Annotated in this window: 20 protein-coding genes; 5 read left to right on the forward strand and 15 right to left on the reverse strand. The window is 68.5% G+C overall.

Annotated features, from left to right (window positions below; translation table 11 throughout):
• Positions 1 to 25 precede the first annotated feature (25 nt).
• From smpB to prfB, 4 genes are all read right to left on the reverse strand, one after another.
• A complete protein-coding gene (gene smpB, locus ACRVYW_RS01855; RefSeq protein ID WP_431801131.1) occupies positions 26 to 502 on the reverse strand; it encodes an SsrA-binding protein SmpB in 477 nt (158 codons plus the stop codon).
• Between the two features lie 78 nt (positions 503 to 580).
• Positions 581 to 1,495: a permease-like cell division protein FtsX gene (gene ftsX / locus ACRVYW_RS01860; RefSeq protein ID WP_431801133.1), complete on the reverse strand. Its 915-nt coding sequence runs from the start codon at positions 1,493 to 1,495 to the stop codon at positions 581 to 583.
• Positions 1,492 to 2,577 (reverse strand): cell division ATP-binding protein FtsE, encoded by a 1,086-nt coding sequence (ftsE, locus tag ACRVYW_RS01865; protein ID WP_431801135.1) that lies wholly within the window; start codon positions 2,575 to 2,577, stop codon positions 1,492 to 1,494. Before ftsE ends, ftsX begins: the two co-directional genes overlap by 4 nt.
• Positions 2,578 to 2,636: 59 nt before the next feature.
• The gene (prfB, locus tag ACRVYW_RS01870) at positions 2,637 to 3,749 is read right to left on the reverse strand and encodes a peptide chain release factor 2 (protein ID WP_431801137.1); all 1,113 of its coding nucleotides are present in this window, start codon (positions 3,747 to 3,749) and stop codon (positions 2,637 to 2,639) included.
• A gap of 25 nt (positions 3,750 to 3,774) precedes the next feature.
• On the opposite strand from prfB, the gene ACRVYW_RS01875 reads away from it, so the two are divergent.
• Positions 3,775 to 5,088, forward strand: coding sequence for an MFS transporter (locus ACRVYW_RS01875; protein ID WP_431801729.1), 1,314 nt, complete (start codon positions 3,775 to 3,777; stop codon positions 5,086 to 5,088).
• Between the two features lie 35 nt (positions 5,089 to 5,123).
• On the opposite strand, the gene ACRVYW_RS01880 is transcribed toward ACRVYW_RS01875, so the two are convergent.
• The 8 genes from ACRVYW_RS01880 to ACRVYW_RS01915 all read right to left on the reverse strand — a co-directional run bounded on the left by ACRVYW_RS01880 (position 5,124) and on the right by ACRVYW_RS01915 (position 10,631).
• Positions 5,124 to 5,549, reverse strand: a complete 426-nt coding sequence (locus ACRVYW_RS01880; RefSeq protein ID WP_431801139.1) for a pilus assembly protein TadG-related protein — start codon at positions 5,547 to 5,549, stop codon at positions 5,124 to 5,126.
• Positions 5,549 to 6,022 carry a TadE family protein gene (locus tag ACRVYW_RS01885; RefSeq protein WP_431801141.1) on the reverse strand — a complete coding sequence of 158 codons (474 nt, stop codon included), beginning with the start codon at positions 6,020 to 6,022 and terminating at the stop codon, positions 5,549 to 5,551. Before ACRVYW_RS01885 ends, ACRVYW_RS01880 begins: the two co-directional genes overlap by 1 nt.
• Positions 5,997 to 6,386, reverse strand: coding sequence for a TadE/TadG family type IV pilus assembly protein (locus ACRVYW_RS01890; RefSeq protein WP_431801143.1), 390 nt, complete (start codon positions 6,384 to 6,386; stop codon positions 5,997 to 5,999). The genes ACRVYW_RS01885 and ACRVYW_RS01890 overlap by 26 nt, the downstream gene beginning before the upstream one ends.
• A gap of 4 nt (positions 6,387 to 6,390) precedes the next feature.
• On the reverse strand, positions 6,391 to 6,618 hold the full coding sequence (locus ACRVYW_RS01895) for a hypothetical protein (RefSeq protein WP_431801145.1): 228 nt from the start codon (positions 6,616 to 6,618) through the stop codon (positions 6,391 to 6,393).
• Between the two features lie 26 nt (positions 6,619 to 6,644).
• Positions 6,645 to 7,562, reverse strand: a complete 918-nt coding sequence (locus tag ACRVYW_RS01900; RefSeq protein WP_431801147.1) for a type II secretion system F family protein — start codon at positions 7,560 to 7,562, stop codon at positions 6,645 to 6,647.
• Positions 7,559 to 8,671 (reverse strand): type II secretion system F family protein, encoded by a 1,113-nt coding sequence (locus ACRVYW_RS01905; protein ID WP_431801149.1) that lies wholly within the window; start codon positions 8,669 to 8,671, stop codon positions 7,559 to 7,561. The genes ACRVYW_RS01900 and ACRVYW_RS01905 overlap by 4 nt, the downstream gene beginning before the upstream one ends.
• 155 nt (positions 8,672 to 8,826) lie before the next feature.
• Positions 8,827 to 9,627: a nucleotidyltransferase domain-containing protein gene (locus ACRVYW_RS01910; protein ID WP_431801151.1), complete on the reverse strand. Its 801-nt coding sequence runs from the start codon at positions 9,625 to 9,627 to the stop codon at positions 8,827 to 8,829.
• A 101-nt stretch (positions 9,628 to 9,728) separates the two neighbouring features.
• Positions 9,729 to 10,631 (reverse strand): ketopantoate reductase family protein, encoded by a 903-nt coding sequence (locus tag ACRVYW_RS01915; protein WP_286958785.1) that lies wholly within the window; start codon positions 10,629 to 10,631, stop codon positions 9,729 to 9,731.
• 115 nt (positions 10,632 to 10,746) lie between these two features.
• Between ACRVYW_RS01915 and ACRVYW_RS01920 the strand changes: the two genes are divergently transcribed.
• Positions 10,747 to 11,217 carry a GNAT family N-acetyltransferase gene (locus ACRVYW_RS01920; RefSeq protein ID WP_431801153.1) on the forward strand — a complete coding sequence of 157 codons (471 nt, stop codon included), beginning with the start codon at positions 10,747 to 10,749 and terminating at the stop codon, positions 11,215 to 11,217.
• On the opposite strand, the gene ACRVYW_RS01925 is transcribed toward ACRVYW_RS01920, so the two are convergent.
• On the reverse strand, positions 11,214 to 11,714 hold the full coding sequence (locus tag ACRVYW_RS01925; protein WP_431801155.1) for a LysE family translocator: 501 nt from the start codon (positions 11,712 to 11,714) through the stop codon (positions 11,214 to 11,216). The two genes, ACRVYW_RS01920 and ACRVYW_RS01925, sit on opposite strands and share 4 nt — an antisense overlap.
• 342 nt (positions 11,715 to 12,056) lie before the next feature.
• On the opposite strand from ACRVYW_RS01925, the gene ACRVYW_RS01930 reads away from it, so the two are divergent.
• Both ACRVYW_RS01930 and ACRVYW_RS01935 read left to right on the forward strand, forming a co-directional pair.
• A complete protein-coding gene (locus tag ACRVYW_RS01930) occupies positions 12,057 to 12,581 on the forward strand; it encodes a PadR family transcriptional regulator (RefSeq protein WP_431801157.1) in 525 nt (174 codons plus the stop codon).
• Positions 12,574 to 13,647 (forward strand): BtrH N-terminal domain-containing protein, encoded by a 1,074-nt coding sequence (locus ACRVYW_RS01935; protein WP_431801159.1) that lies wholly within the window; start codon positions 12,574 to 12,576, stop codon positions 13,645 to 13,647. Before ACRVYW_RS01930 ends, ACRVYW_RS01935 begins: the two co-directional genes overlap by 8 nt.
• Before the next feature lie 368 nt (positions 13,648 to 14,015).
• On the opposite strand, the gene ACRVYW_RS01940 is transcribed toward ACRVYW_RS01935, so the two are convergent.
• Entirely contained in the window at positions 14,016 to 14,258 is a 243-nt protein-coding gene (locus ACRVYW_RS01940; RefSeq protein ID WP_431801161.1) for a hypothetical protein, read from the reverse strand.
• Positions 14,255 to 14,755 (reverse strand): recombinase family protein, encoded by a 501-nt coding sequence (locus ACRVYW_RS01945; protein ID WP_431801163.1) that lies wholly within the window; start codon positions 14,753 to 14,755, stop codon positions 14,255 to 14,257. The genes ACRVYW_RS01940 and ACRVYW_RS01945 overlap by 4 nt, the downstream gene beginning before the upstream one ends.
• Before the next feature lie 211 nt (positions 14,756 to 14,966).
• On the opposite strand from ACRVYW_RS01945, the gene ACRVYW_RS01950 reads away from it, so the two are divergent.
• Entirely contained in the window at positions 14,967 to 15,995 is a 1,029-nt protein-coding gene (locus tag ACRVYW_RS01950) for a tyrosine-type recombinase/integrase (RefSeq protein WP_431801165.1), read from the forward strand.
• Position 15,996: the final 1 nt, after the last annotated feature.

Genomic DNA, 15,996 nt, shown 5'->3' on the forward strand with positions numbered 1-15,996 from the left:
CGGCGGCGCGGCGCCGGACGCTCGCTCAGTCGCCGAGGCGGTTGCGGCTGCGCATGGCGCGCTCCGCCTCGCGCTTGTCCTCGCGCTCGCGGATCGTCTGACGCTTCTCGTACTCGCGCATACCCTTCGCGACCGCGATCTCGACCTTCGCGCGGCCGTCCGAGAAGTACAGCTTCAACGGGATGAGCGTGTAGCCGCCCGCGCTGATCGCGTGCGAGAGCTTGATGATCTCCGCCTTGTGCAGCAGGAGCTTGCGCGTCCGCTTCGAGGCATGGTTCGTCCAATGCCCCTGCGAGTACTCGGGGATGTGCACGGCGTCGAGGTACGCCTCTCCCCCGTCGATGTAGGCGTAGCCGTCGCTGAGGTTCGCGCGCCCCTCACGGAGCGACTTCACCTCGGTGCCGGTGAGCACGATGCCCGCCTCGTACGTCTTCTCGATCGCGTACTCGTGGCGCGCGCGACGGTTGGTCGCGACGACCTTCTCCCCGCGTTCCCTGGGCATGATGACTCTCCTGACGACGACCGCGACCTGCGGCCAGCCTGACAGCCTACCGCAGCCGCGCCCCGGCCGCCGAACGCGTCAGGTGCGCAGCCATCGCCGGATGGCGAAGCCCGCCGACAGCGCCGCGAGCACGAGACCGATCACGATGATCACGGGGATGACGATCGCGGCATCCTTCATGTCCACCCAGTCGGTGATGAACGTCACCCGTTCGCGCAGGTACGCGCCCACGCCGAAGTGGATGCCGGCGATGATCGCGCCTCCGGCGAGGAGCGATCCGATGAACGCCGCGAAGACGCCCTCGAGGATGAACGGGGTCTGGATGAACCGGTTCGAGGCACCGACCAGGCGCATGATGCCGACCTCGCGTCTTCGCGCATACGCGGAGAGCCGGATGGTCGTGGCGATGAGGAGGACGGCCGCGATCAGCATCAGCACGGCGATGCCGACCGCGATGTAGGTCGCGACGGTGAGGGCGGAGAAGAGCGGTTCGAGGTATTGCATCTGGTTCTTCACCGCCTCGACGCCGTTCATCCCCCCGAATGCCTCTGCGATGACATCGGAGGTCGAGGGATCGACGAGGCCGACCCAGTAGGTGTTGCCGAGCTGCGCGGGCGTCACGTACGCCTTGTACTCGTCGCCGTAGAGCGCGATGAGGTTCGCGTACGCCTCGTCCTGCGACTCGAAACGCACGTCGCGGACGAGGTCTTTGAGCGCGGGACTCTCGAGCCGCTCGGCGACCTCGGCCAGCTGGTCGTCGTTCGCGGCACCGTCGACGCAGGTCGTGACGGTGGAATCCTCGCGGCACATCACGATCGACACCTGCGCACGGTCGACCCAGTAGTCGCGCATCTCGCCGATCTGCATCTGCATGAGCATCGCGGCGCCGACGAACGTGAGAGAGACGAAGGTGACGAGGATGACCGAAACGACCATCGACGCGTTCCGACGAAGACCCGTGAGTGCTTCGCCGAGGATCAGACCGGCCCTCACGAGGTCGGCCCCACTTCGTCCTCGTCGGATGCCAGACCGAGCCGCTCCGCGACACCCAGGTCGTCGAGATCGAGGCCGTCGAGCTGGACGACGGGCGCATCGATGTGGATCGGGCGCGTGGCGGGCCGCGCGTCGTGGGCCTCGGCGCCGATGCCCCGGTCCGTGCCCGCCGCGGTCTCGACGGGCGCCGTCGTGTCGGAGGCGAGCGCCGGAGTAGCGGCGACGGCGGCGGCCACGGCGGAGGCGGCGACGGCATCCGCCGCCGCCTCGCTCACGACGGGCGGCACCGGCTCCGTGCGCGACGTGGCGATCTCGCGCTGCAGTTCGAGGACGGCGGTGAGCGCCGCCGTCGCCGCGGCCCCGCGCTCCTGCGGCGGGGCGAGCCTCGGGATCGCCGAGGTGTCGCCGTAGCCGCCATGCCGGTCGTCGCGCACCATCACACCGTTCTGCAGCTCGATCACGCGGCGCTTCATCTGATCGACGAAGCCGGCCTCGTGCGTGGCCATGACGACGGTCGTGCCGCCCTCGTTGATGCGAGCGAGCAGCTGCATGATGTCGACGGAGGTCGCCGGGTCGAGATTTCCGGTGGGCTCGTCGGCGAGGAGGATCTGCGGGCGGTTGACGAGAGCGCGGGCGATCGCCACGCGCTGCTGCTCACCGCCGGAGAGTTCGTGAGGCAGGCGCTTCTGCTTGCCGTCGAGACCGACGAGGTGAAGCACCTCGGGTACGGCCTGCTGGATGAACGCGCGCGAGGACCCGATCACCTGGAGGGTGAAGGCGACGTTCTGGAACACCGTCTTGTTCGGCAGCAGGCGGAAGTCCTGGAATACCGATCCGATGTGACGCCGGAAGTAGGGCACCTTGCTCGTGGACAGGGTGCGCAGGTCGCGTCCGAGCACGACCACGCGACCCTCCGTCGGGGTGTCCTCCCGCAGGATGAGCCGCAGGCACGAGGACTTTCCCGACCCCGATGCGCCCACGAGGAAGACGAACTCCCCGCGCTGCACGTCGAAGTCGACGTCGCTCAGCGCCGGTCTGCTCGTCCCGCGGTACTTCTTGGTGACGTGTTCGAACCGGATCATGACCCGACGAGCCTAAGCGCGCCACGGATGGATGCCGGTCGCGACACCCCGCGCGGGGATCAGTCGTCGTCGTCCTTGCGCTTACGCCAGCGGATGCCGGCGGCGATGAGGCCGTCGAGGTCGCCGTCGAAGACGACCGCCGGGTTTCCGACTTCGTAACCGGTGCGAAGGTCCTTGACGAGCTGCTGCCCGTAGAGGAAGTACGAGCGCATCTGGTCGCCCCAGCTCGCCGTGATCGTGCCGGCGAGCTCCTTCTTCTTCGCCGCCTCTTCCTCGCGCTTGAGCAGGAGCAGGCGCGTCTGGAGCACCCGCATCGCCGCGGCGCGGTTCTGGATCTGGCTCTTCTCGTTCTGCATCGAGACGACGAGGCCGGTGGGAAGGTGCGTGATGCGGACGGCGGAGTCGGTCGTGTTGACCGACTGCCCGCCGGGGCCGGACGAGCGGAACACGTCGACGCGGATGTCGCCCTCGGGGACGTCGACCTCGACGGCCTCCTCCATGACGGGGATGACTTCGACCGCCGCGAACGAGGTCTGCCGCTTGTCGGCGCCCCCGAACGGGCTGATGCGCGCGAGACGGTGGGTCCCGGCCTCGACCGACAGGGTGCCGTAGGCGTACGGGGCATCCACTTCGAACGTCGCCGACTTGATGCCCGCCCCCTCCGCGTAGGACGTGTCCATCACCTTCACGGGGTACTTGTGGCGCTCGGCCCAGCGAAGGTACATGCGCAGGAGCATCTCGGCGAAGTCGGTCGCGTCGTCGCCGCCAGCACCTGAGCGGATCGTGACGACGGCGGAGCGGTCGTCGTACTCGCCGTCGAGGAGGGTCTGAACCTCGAGCTGGCCGATGACGTCCTGGAGGTCGGAGATCTCGCGGCGGGCCTCGGCGGCCGTGTCTTCGTCGTCCATCTCCTGGGCGAGCTCGACGAGCACGTCGAGGTCGTCGAGGCGACGCTCGACGTCGGTCACGCGCTTGAGCTCGGACTGGCGGTGGCTGAGCGCGCTCGTCACCTTCTGCGCCTTCTCCACGTCGTCCCAGAGATCGGGGGCGCCGGCCTCTTCGGAGAGTCGGTCGATCTCGGCACGGAGCGCCTCGACGTCGACCACCGCCGCGATGTCGGAGAAGGTGGCGCGCAGGGCCTGGATGTCGGCAGAGGGATCGAATTCAAGCATGACACTCCAGACTAACGTGGATGGGATGACGGATGCCTCTTCCCCGGGCCCGCCCGGAGGCATCCGGGCGTTCCTGTGGCGCCTCGCCCCCGTCATCTACGGTCCTACGCTCCTGTTCGCCCTCGGCGAGGGCGCCGTCATCCCGCTCCTGCCGATCTTTGCTGCCCGCCTCGGCGCCGACCTTCCGACCGCAGCGCTCGTCGCCTCGGCGCTCGTCGTCGGGCAGCTGTGCGGGAATCTCCCCGCTGGCGCGGCCGTCGCGCGCCTGGGCGAACGCGTCACGATGGCGCTCGGCGGCGGGTTCGCCCTGCTCGGCGTGGTCGGGCTCGCCCTCTCCCCGAACCTGGGCGTGCTCACGGCATCCGTCTTCGTCATCGGGCTGAGTGCGGCGGCGTTCGGGCTCGCGCGGCACGCGTTCATGACGACGCGCGTGCCGCTCGCGTTCCGCGCCCGCGCCCTGTCGCTGCTCGGCGGCACGTTCCGCCTGGGGCTGTTCGTCGGACCGTTCATCGCCGCGGCGCTGTTGGCGCTGACCGGCGACGAGCACGCGGCGGTGTGGTTCTTCGCCGTGTGCCTCGTGGCGGCGATCGTCCTGGTCCTCGTCGGACCCGACCCCGAGACCGAGGCGGCGGCGAGCTTCGACGCGCGCGCCGTCGAAGACACCGCCTTCGAAGACACCGCCTTCGAAGACTCCGGCGAGGCGGTCACGGGCGCGATCCCGTTGATCGAGCGCGTGGGCGTCTTCCGCACGATGTGGCGCCACCGCGGCGTGCTCGCGCGGCTCGGCGTCGCCGCCGCGGCGCTGTCGGCGGTGCGCTCGGCGCGCCAGGTGATCCTGCCGCTGTGGGGCGTGTCCCTCGGCCTCGACGCGCAGACCATCGCGATCGTCGTCGGCATCTCCGGAGCGATCGACTTCGCCCTGTTCTACGCCTCGGGCCAGGTCATGGACCGCTTCGGGCGGCTGTGGGCCGCGCTCCCGGCGATAGTCATCATGGGGCTCGGGTTCGTCGTCCTGTCGTTCACCCACGACCTGCCCGAGGCGACCGGGTGGTTCGTCGCGTGCGCCGCGATCCTCGGGGTCGGCAACGGGCTGTCGAGCGGCATCCTTCTGACCCTGGGCGCCGACGTCGCCCCGGCCGCCGACCCCGCCCCGTTCCTCGGCTCGTGGCGGACGCTCACCGACCTGGGCGGCGCCGTCGCGCCCCTCGTCGTATCCGGCCTCACCGCCGCGTTCTCACTGTCGGTCGCGACGGGAGCCATCGGGCTTGTGGGGCTCGCCGGCGCGGCGGCGTTCGCCCGCTGGGTGCCGCGGTTCGTGCCTCGGCGCGCTCGCGAGTAGAGGTCGCGGCGCGCAACGAGCAGTCGGTGCTCGACTCAGCGCAGCGCCGTGCGGCTGGTCGCGGTGGATGAGATCGTGAACCCGTCGGGGACGAAGAGCGTCAGGACCGGCGGATGCCACACCGTCTCGACGCTCACGCGCGCCGAGACCCCATCCGGCGTGGATGCCTCGACGAGTGTCGCCGTGCCGAGCGCCGACAGGAGCTCCTCGGCCTGGTCGTAGACGCCGTCGTCGGTGAGGGTCGGGGTCGGCGTGCCGCCGTCGACGGTGAGCGCGAACCCGTCGGCGCCGGCGAGGGCGGCCGCGTCGGCGGCGGCATCCGCGCGCTTCTGCGTGAGGTAGAGGCTCGTCGCGTCGACGCACACGAGCACCAGGACGAGCGCGAGCACCGCGTAGCCGAGCGTCAGGAGAAGGACAGACCCCTCCTCGTCGGACTGTTCCTGCGGGCGCCGCGGGCGCATTACCGCTCCCCCGTCCAGTACCGCGACACCTTCTGCACCGACGCCGCCTCGACCGGCACGCGGGCGAACTCGTCGAGCCCGAAGATCGCCGGGATCAGCGGGAGCGGAACCGAGGTCCTCACGGTCACGGTGAGTAGAGAGCCTGCTTCCGGGCACGATCCGGGGGATGCCGACGCGCACGCGACGGAGATATCGACGGCTTCGGCATCCATCCCGTACTCCGTGACGATCGCGTCGAGCACCCGGTCGGCACGTGCGTCGGCGGTCGCCGCGTCGGGCGACTCCGCGATCGTGCGGGCGAGCTGGCGCGCTCCCGTCTCGACCCCGAGGGCCTGCCCCTGGATCGCGCCGAGCGCGATCACGAGGTACACGATCGGGACGAGGAGGATGAGGCCGACGAGGATGAACTCGAGCGCGGCCGAGCCGTCGTCGTCCGCCCGGTCCCGATCAGTCGAAGCTCTCACGCGGGGCATGCGCGGTCACCTCCAGGGCGGCGGGGATGCCGATGAGCCCCACGAGGGGCATCGTCGCCGTCACGGTCACCTCGACCTGCGGGCCCGCCGCGCCGTCGGTCGCCGACGCGCGCGCCTCGGCATCCAGTCCGTCGCCAACGGCCGTGCGGATGAGCCGTTCCGTGCGGGCTGCGCCCTCGGCGGGAGAGGTGTCGGCCAGCGCGCCGTGATAGGCGCCTTCGACCGCCGCGTCGTGGAGGACGTTCCTCACGTACACGACGAGCGCGAGCTGGACGACGGCGAGAGTCAGGACCGTGAGGAGCGTGCCGACGAGCACGAACTCGACCGGGGCCGACCCGGCCTCGTCGTCTCGCAGGCGCCGCACGGCGTCAGATCCCCGACACGCGCTCGAGTGCCTGCTGGAACAGGTCCGCGAGCGCGGGCCCCGCGAGCGTCCAGATCGCGACCACCAGTCCGGCGGTCATCAGCGTGACGAGGACCCATCCGGGAACGTCGCCGCGTTCGTCGTCGATCGTGTCCTGCACCGTGTTCTGCACTGTGTTCTGCACTGTGTTCTGCAGCGAGGAGCGCAGTCGCCCCCATACCGAGCGGATCATGTCCGCCTCCTTCCGACCGTGACCGGTCATCCGATTCCGAGCTTCAACATGACGATCCCGGGGAACACGGCGAACAGCACCGAGAGGGGCAGGATCAGGAAAACGAGCGGAAGGAGCATCCAAATCTCCTTGCGCCCGGCCGATTCGATGAGTGCGCGCTTGGCCTCCTCACGCGCGTCCACGGCCTGCTCCTGCAGCACGTGGGCGAGCGGAGCGCCCCGGTCCATCGCGGCGACGAGGTGCTCGACGGCACGCGAGAGCGCCGGCACCTCCGAGGTCCGGGCGACCGCGAGGAGCGCGTCGGAGAGGCTCGACCCGGTGCCGCTCGCCAGCACGGCGGCGCGGAGCTCTGCCGTGAGGACGCCCGAACCGACCTCCCCCACGCGGCGGAGGGCGTCGCGCAGGCCTTCACCGGCGGCGAGGCACAGCGCGAGGAACTCGAGCACCGTGGGGAGCTCCTCCTCGATCCGCGCGACGCGGCGACGGGCCGCCTGCGCGAGACGCTGCTCGCACAGGATCGCGCCGACCGCCGCGAGGATGAGCGGCAGAAGGGCTGTGAGGATGCCGCCGCGTCCGGCGAGGGTCGCGAGCACCGCGAGGACGCCGCCGACGGCGAGCCCGCCGACCGTCCAACCGAGCTGGGTCGCGCGGAACGCGATCACGTCGACGGGCGCGCCGGCCTGCCGCAGCCGCTGTGCGAGGGCCTCTCCCCCGCCCCAGCTCGCGGCGAGACGATCGCGGACGGCGCGCCAGCCCAGCCCGAGCCCGGTCGGCTCGAGAGGCGTGATGCCGGCCGGATCGGCGATGTCACGCAGGTACGGCGCCACGCGGCGACTGAGAGTGGGGGCGGCCCAGCGCGGCGCGCGCTGCGCCACCAGCAGGATGCCGGAAGCCAGCGCCGCCCCGAGGACGACGGCGCTCGCGAGAGCGGTGACGGCGCTCATCCGAACCACCTCTGTGATTCGGGTAGGCGACCGAGGCGGATCGTGAGGCGGTAGGCGAGCACAGAGACCGCCGCCCCGACGAGGACGACCACGACCCCCGCCCCACTCGAGTACGCTGCGGCGCCCTCGGGTCGCAGGGCGAGAAGACCCAGCACGATCCAGGGTGCGACGACGCCGACGACCGCGGCTCCGCGCACCCACGACTGCCGGGCTTCGACCTCGGCGCGCAGCGTCGCGTCCGCACGCACCGACGCCGACAGCGCGCGCAGCACGCTCGTGAGTTCGGTGCCGCCGACCTGACGCGCCATCCGGAGCGTCTCGAGGATCCGGTCGGCGACCGGGTCGGCGAGCCCCGCCTTCAGCCGCAGCGCGCTCGAGTCGAAGTGCCCCGACGCGGCCATGTCGTCGGCGAACCGCGCGAACGCAGGACGCAGGGCGGGCGGACCGCTCACCGCGAGGGCGGCCAGCGCGTCAGGGAGCGACATGCCCGCGCGCACCGCGGACACGAGCAGATCGCAGACATCCGACCACAGGGCGCGCCGCGACTTGCGAAGTCGCCGCCCCCGGGCGCGCAGCCACGAGAACGGCGCCGCCGCTCCGGCGATGCCACGCGACTCGAGCAGCGGGTCGATCTGTCGGTAGCGCTTCGCGAGGGCGGGGTGGGCCGCGGTGATCTCCGTGGCCGCGTCGCGCGCGTCGACCGCTTCCGCGAGCTGTGGATGCAGCGACTCGATGAGTTGCAGGGCGCCTCCCTTGGGAGCTCGCAGGCTGCGGCAGAAGTTGTCGACGATGAACGTGGAGCCCTGGTCGGGTTCGCGCCGGTTGTCGCGCTTCTGACGGATGCGGAAGATCGTCGTGTCATCGTCAGACAGGTAGCTGCGCTGCTGCGGGGTTTGCCTATGCGTTGCAGCCATGACGGCGACCATCACGAGCGCCCACACGATGATCGCGGGGGGCAGGAGCCACCACACCGGCTTCCCGAGCACGATCGTGGCCTCGCCTACAAGCGCGATCGGGACAGCGAGCCAGGAGAACAGTGCGATGGCCATTCCGCCCACCGAGGGATTCTTGAGCGCGACGAGCATCCAGAGAGACCCCCATGCGCCCATCCGTACACGGTCGCGCAGCCGAGGAGCGTGCGTGCCAGCGAGGTCGGGCAGGCTCACGACGCGCGAAGCTGGCTATGTCAACCCCACTTGGCCCCTGGCTGACGGCCAGAAGTGGACCCACCTTGCGCGAGCCCAGCGGCATGAGCGAGCGTCGCTTACGGTTCGCGCCGGAGAGCGGCGCGAGTGTCCTCCACGACAGATGCAGTCTTGGTGACGACTTCACTGAGTCCCATGTGCCCGGACGACTGCAAGACGGTGTTGGCTCTGGTCGCGAAATCGTGGGTGTCCAGGTCGAGTCGCGCCACGTCGACGATGATGCCCTTCTCGTTGGTCACCCACGACCCGGCATTGGCATGCCAGGCGTGGGCGCAGAGCATGAGCGCGGTCGAGCAGCACAGCATCACGTACGCGCTGTCGTCCTTGGGCAGGCCCTTGCGGGCGGCATCTACCAAGAAACCGGCCTGCCACAGGTTGTCGATGAACGCGACGCGCAGGGCATCGGGATACGGGTTGAGATCGGCTGCCAGCCCGGCGACGGCGCCGTCGGGGTCGGCGAGGGGACGGCACGTGGCGACCTCGCCGGCGTAGCTGACGTCGAGGAAGCCCAGGGGGTGACCGGGTTGGGGGTGGAAGGCGAACTCGCCGCGGCGGGCGCGGTCGGCCTGTTCGTGCACGCGGTCGAGGTCGCGCAGGATCCAGTCGACGGGGGTGCCGTTGACGGTTAGCCAGCCACCTCCGTTCACCCAGGGCCCCCAGCCGCCGGGCCCGACGATCTCGACCTGCCCGGTGTCACTGAAAGCGCGTGACGCACGGGCCAGGGCGTCGAGGTCGAGTCCTTCGGCGCGGTAGTACAGGCCGAGGTCGACGTCCGAGGCCTCGTGGTGGGTGCGGCGAGCTCGGCTGCCTCCCAGGACGATGGCCACGATGCCGGGAACTGATGCGAGAGCATCGGCCATCTGCTGGAGTCGCTCGTCGGTGATCACACACCAGAGTTTTGCCTAGCCCGCGTGGACCTGCCATGCCATTCGCGGCAAAGTAGTGCGTTCCGAGCACCCGCTCAGGTGCCGGCCAAAGGAGCGAGCAGCTGGCGGTAGAGGCCGGGGCCGTGGCCCGCGAGGTCCAGGGCGTGAGCGGCCACGGCCCGCTGTTCGGTGGTTCGGGTCGCGGTGGCATGGGGGAGCATGGACACCTGCACGACGGGTCGTGACAGCTGCGCAGCCCAGTACAGGGCGGCGATCGGCAGGGGCACCCGGCCGAAGATCATCCGCAGGTTGCGCGGTGTGATGCGAGCCCCCTGCGCTTCGAGGGAGTCGAAGGCCTGTCGCATGGCCCGAACCAGCAGGACAGCGCCGCGCACTCGCTGTGATCGCGTCTCCAAGGGCTGCTCCAGGACCAGGGCGGCCATGGCGGCCACGAACACCGTGTGGGTGTCCAACCAGGCGTGCATGTCCGGCTCGGTCCGCAGGTGGGGGTCGATCGCGCCGAGCAGCTGCGACGCGAACTTGGAGCCGGCTGCCCCGCCCTCGACCACGGTGGGCTGCTGCCCCACCCGGTGGGCGGTCACCTGCCCGTCCTTCACGCCGCCGCCCACACCGGAGAAGCACCAGACCAGCCGGTCGCGGCCCAGGCGATCCTCCACGTCACTGCGCAGCTCGAGGGGGTTGGTGAACATCCAGACCCACCCAGCCGGGCTGGCTGCGATGTCGTCCAGGGCCGCAGCCAACTGGTCACCGCGAACGGCGACCAGCAGGACGTCGCAGTCTGTCACTTCCGGTGACTTCGTCACGGCCACGTCGGGCGCAAGGATCCGGCCGTCGAGGCCCACGAGCAGTCCATGGCGGCGCAGGTCGACGAGTCTCGATCCTCGTGCGGTCAAGGTGACCTCGTGACCGGCGTCGGCCAGCAGCGCCGCGTAGACCGATCCAACGACACCTGCCCCGAGCACCCTCACACGCGCCATAGTGCGAGCCTATGCGCCAGGAGGTGTCAACGGCGGGTTGAAGTGAACCCTCTTGCGACGACTTAAGACGGACCCCCCGTGTGCCTCGCCTGTCGGGTCTGGTTGACTGTTTGAGGTGATCGAGATTGCTGAGGCTGACTTCGATGATCCGGGTCTGACGGTGTTCTTGCAGGAGCACTTGGATGACATTGCCCCGACGGGCCCGCAGGAGAGCCAGCACGCCCTGGATGTCGGTGCGCTACGAGGCCCCGGGGTGCGGCTGTGGGTAGCCCGTGACGGCGACGTGACGGTCGGCACGGTCGCACTGGCTGCCTTGGCTGAAGGACATGAGGAACTGAAAAGCATGCGCACCGCGCCAGCCCGCCGTGGTGCAGGGATCGCGTCCCGGATGCTGAACCATGTGCTGCAGGACGCCCAAGGTCGTGGGGTGAACCGGGTGTCGCTGGAAACCGGGAGCATGGACTTCTTCGCCCCCGCGCGTGCGTTCTACCGCAAGGCTGGCTTCACCGATTGCCCACCGTTCGGCAGTTACGGTGCCGATCCGAACAGCGTGTTCATGACGCTGGCACTGCGGCCTTCGGTTTAGAGCTTGGCGCCGGTGGCGACCGTGTAGGTGCCGAGCCCGATCTGAATGGCTCCACCGGCTGTGCGGAGCCGTCCGATGCGCCGAGGGCTTTGAGTGAACCAGGCTCGGGCGGTACCTGCTGCTATGACCCACGCGCTGTCACCCGCGACCGCTACCGCCGCGAAAATCGTTCCAAGCAGCAGCATTTGGGGGACGGTGGATGCTCCGGATGGAACGAACGCAGGTAGCAGCGCGTACAGGAAGATCAGCGTTTTGGGGTTGGTCAGCCCGACCGTGACACCGGTGCGGAAGTCGGTCAGCAGGAACTGCTGTGGGGTATCGGCAGCCTCCATGGTGACGTGACGGTGGCGGATCGCCTCGATGCCCAACCAGATCAGGTAGCAGCCGCCGGTGACCTTGATGGCGATGAACGCCCAGGTGACCGAAGCGAGTACGGTGCCGAGCCCGACGGCGATCACGACATCTTGGGCGAACACACCGACGCCGTTGCCGAGCACGGTCGCCAATGCGCTGCGCGCCCTGCGCTGAGGGCTCGGCCGACGGTGAACACAACGCTAGGCCCGGGAACGGCGACGATCAGCAAGCTCACCGGCACGAACGCCAGCAATGCCGAGAAAGAAATATAGCCGCTGCCATGCGGGCAGGATAGTTGTGATTCTGTCGGTCTCATCGGACACCGATTGTCGGCGGCCGTGAGCACCATTTGGCACCGCCGTCGGGTCGAGTGTCGACGAGATCTGACACCACCGTCCCGGGGGCCTCAGCTGGGGGCGAATGCGCCCGGCCCGGTCTCCAGGTGGGTCTCCGATGGCCAACTATTCTAGTGCTAGAATAGTTGGGTGGAATTGACTCCTGCCGAACTGACCGTGCTGGGCCTGATCGTTGAGCACCCCCGGCACGGCTACGACCTGGAACAGGTGATCGAGCGGCGCGGCATCCGACAGTGGACGGACATCGGCTTCTCATCGATCTACTACGTGCTCGCCAAGCTGGAGAAGCGCGGCCTCATCGAGGCCGCCGAGGGCCGTTCTGGCGTGAAGTCTCGGCGGGTGTTCCAGGCCACTGCGGAGGGGTGGCAGATCGCCGCAGATGAAGCCGTTGCGTTCATCGCCGATCTTCGGGCGGTCCCACATCCGGTCCTCGTCGGACTGGCCAACTTGCCGCTGGTCTCGGAGCGCGCCTACGACGAGGCGCTGCGCAGCAGGCTGATTCAGCTCGAGGCCAGGATCGCATCAGTCATGGAAGCCGAGCGGTCGCAAGCTCCCCTCCCACGCCCCGCACGGGAGGTCTTCTCCTACTCCCTCAGCCTCCTGGAGGCGGAAAGGTCGTGGCTCGCCGAACGAGTCCAGGTATCCGATGAGTGACAAGGCCGAGCTCAAACCGCCCGACAGGACGATCATCGACGGAGTCTCCACGGCCGGCGGCTCGCACTGCGAGACGACGGCGCTCGGCGTGCTCCTGCGACATGCCGGACTCGACCTCTCCGAACCGATGCTCTTTGGGTTGGGGAGCGGGCTGTCCTTCATCTACTGGGACTCGAAGCAACAGGAGCTGCCCTTCCTGGGCGGCAGGGTGAAGCCCTTCGTGCTCGCCCAGAACCTGACCCAACGGCTGGGGCTCGAGCTGCGCGTGCAGGAGACCACCTCCGCACGTAAGGCGTGGGACCAGGTCCGCTCCTCGATCGACGATGGGATCCCCGTAGGGCTACAGCTCGACAGCCATGACCTGGAGTACTTCGGATCCCGCGTGCACTTCGCCGGTCACGTCGTCGCCGTGTACGGCTACGACGCCGAGCGGGCCTATTTGGTCGACACCGCGCAGCAGGGCGGAGCCGTGTCCACGAGCCTGGAGAGCCTGGCCAGAGCGCGAGCCGCACGCGGGCCGATGTCGGCCCGCCACCGGTCCTTCACCGTGAAGGTGGCGGTGCCGAACATGGATGGCGGGCACCTCATCCCAGCGATCATCTCCGCGATCACCGCGTGCGCTGAGGACTTCCTGACGCCGGCGATCGCCAACCTCGGCAACCGAGGAATCCGCACAGCAGCCAAGCGCGTGCACTCGTGGTTCGATCGAGTCGAGGACCCCGGCCGCAACCTCACAGTCATCGCCACCCTGATGGAACGCGCGGGCACCGGAGGCGCACTGTTTCGCAACCTGTACCGAGACTTCCTGACCGAGTGCCACGGACTACTCGAAGGCAGGCCGGGCGCGGACCTCGTAGAGCAGGGAAGGGATCTCTTCGCCGAATCCGCGCTGCTCTGGACGAGCGTTGCCGAACTCATCGAGAAGGCAGGTGCCTCGGGTAGCCCGGACCATCTCGCCAAGGCGAGTCAACTGCTCGATGACATCGCGACGATCGAGACCTCCGCGATGACTGCACTCGGCTCCCTGACGAAGTCCGGGCCAGACCACTCCCCACGGCGCTCCTAGACGCTATGAGTGGTTGAGCCTGAGGCCTCCGCTCGCGTAGACCGTGGGTTGCGAGCCGGTCTTCCGGCTTCGCCTATCCACATACGTGAGGGAGGCCCCAGTTGATATCTGAGCGTACGAGTGTCGGGCTGGATGTGCACGCGCGGAGCGTGGTCGCGGCCGCCGGGTCGTGTTGGTGAGGACGACGGGCACCTCCCACAGCTGTTCCAGCACGCGATCCTCCACCACCAGCGGTGCGGTCACCTCCAGCCGGATGCCGGCAACATCAGCGGGCAGAGAAGGTGAGTTCTGGGCGCGCAGTAGAAGCCATGCCGCGAGGACGAGAGCAATCGCGGCAATCAAGAGCGCCGGCCACGAGTTGCCGGGCATCACTCCTCCGGTCTCTGCAGCAGCTCAAGCCAGCGGCGGAAGGCATCCTCCGCCGTGGCCTTGTCGAAGTGTTCTCCCAGCCGCACCCGCTGCAGCGGTATCCCTTCCATCTTCAACTCTGCCTCGACAACGATGCCCGTCGCGCCGCCCTTGTACACCGGCATCACGCTCACCAGGTGGGTCACATTCACCCACAGCTGCGGCACTCCATTGGCGTCCGGGACGGGAATCAGATGAATCACTGCTCAACCTTTGCTCGGTGCCTGGCGGCTGCTCGGTAGACCCCGCTGCGCGAGATCCGGAAAACACGGGCGAGATCCGCGGCGCTCTGCGCACCCTCATCGAGTGCCTTCGCGATCGCCGCATCCGTCTCGGCAGGGATCGACGGCTGCCGGCCCTTGAGCTTCTTCCGCACGCTCGGCCGCGCCATCCCCTCCTGTGTACGCAGACTGATCCACCCGCCCTCAGCCTCAGCGATCGCCGCGAGGAAGGTGAGGAACAGTTTCGACCACGGGTCGTGCGGGTCGTACACGGTTTGCCCCATCTGGAAGATCACGCCCCGCTCGGTGAGCTCACGCACGATCTGCAGGGTGTCCTCAACGTTGCGGGCCAGCCGGTCCATCTTCGGCACCACGAGGGTGTCACCCTCACGCACCGCCGCAAGCGCCTGGCGTAGCCCCTCCCGCTGCGCGTTCTTGCCCGTGAAGCCGACGTCGCTGTAAACCGTAGCCAGTTGCATCTGACGCATCCGTTCGAGGTACCAGAGGGCCTGCAGTGAGTCCCAATTCGGTGGCCCGTTCCCGAGCTCCAGGCTTGCATTCTGGACCGCTCAACGCAATGATGCATCTAACCAGACAATGATGCAAGGAAGGACACCGGTGCGCGGACCCGTCAACAGCGTTCAAGGAGCGCTTCCGCGCATTAATCCCGAGCATGTAGCGTGGACGGAGATGGTGCGCGGCTGGGAGCTCCAGCAGCGATCGCGCGGGTTGAGATCAGAGACGATTCGGCAGCGGGTCCAGAGCATTAGGCGCTTTCAGGAGTGGTCGGGTGAGTACCCCTGGACTTGGCGCCCACAGGACGTCGAGGAGTACACCGCACATCGCGCCTCTCGCAAGAACCTGCGCCGTACGACTCTGCGTCACGATCACGAGACGATCCGCATGTTCTGTGGGTATCTGATCGACCCTCACTACGAGTGGGTGTCCCGCTGCATCGCCGAGTTCGGGAGCGCGCCTACGCAGATTTGCTACAGCTGGAATACCACCAGGCATCTGTCCGAGTTCGAGTCCGGCGGCGAGCGACGTCCCTTCTCCGTTCCGGAACTTCAGCGCCTATTCGACTGCGCAGATGAGCGCGTCAGCGCCCTGATCCGCGACCAGCGCAAGGGCGCTCTCGGCGCGCTACGCGATGCACAGTTGCTCAAGACCACGTATGCGTTCGGGCTGAGGCGGCGGGAGGTCGTCGGGCTCGATCTAGTGGATCTGCATCCGAACCACCTCATGCCCAGCTGGGGGCCGTACGGTTCGGTGAGTGTCCGATGGGGAAAGGCATCGGCGGGCGGCGGCCCGAAGCGACGCACGGTCTTGCTCATCCCAGAGTTCGACTGGATCATTTCTGGGATGCGACAGTGGGTCGAGGAGGCACGTCCCCGGTTCGCACCCGGGGATCTGTCCGCGTTGTGGGTAACTGAGAGAAAGACGCGCATCTCGGCGCATTACCTCGATAGACGGTTCGCCACCATCCGTGATCAAGCCGGGCTACCGGAAGAGCTCACCCTTCACAGTCTCCGACACTCGTTCGTCACCCATTGCATCGAGTTTGGCTATGCAGAGCGGTTCGTGCAGGAGCAGGTGGGGCACGCCTACGCCTCCACGACGGCGATCTACACGTCGGTGAGCAACGACTTTAAGAACCGGGTGTTCCAGAGCGCCATGGCAAGGGTGCTCCCGGCAACGCCCGACGGGGAGGGAAGCTAGA

The sequence above is a fragment of the Microbacterium sp. bgisy203 genome, from assembly GCF_965345155.1.
Lineage (GTDB): Bacteria > Actinomycetota > Actinomycetes > Actinomycetales > Microbacteriaceae > Microbacterium.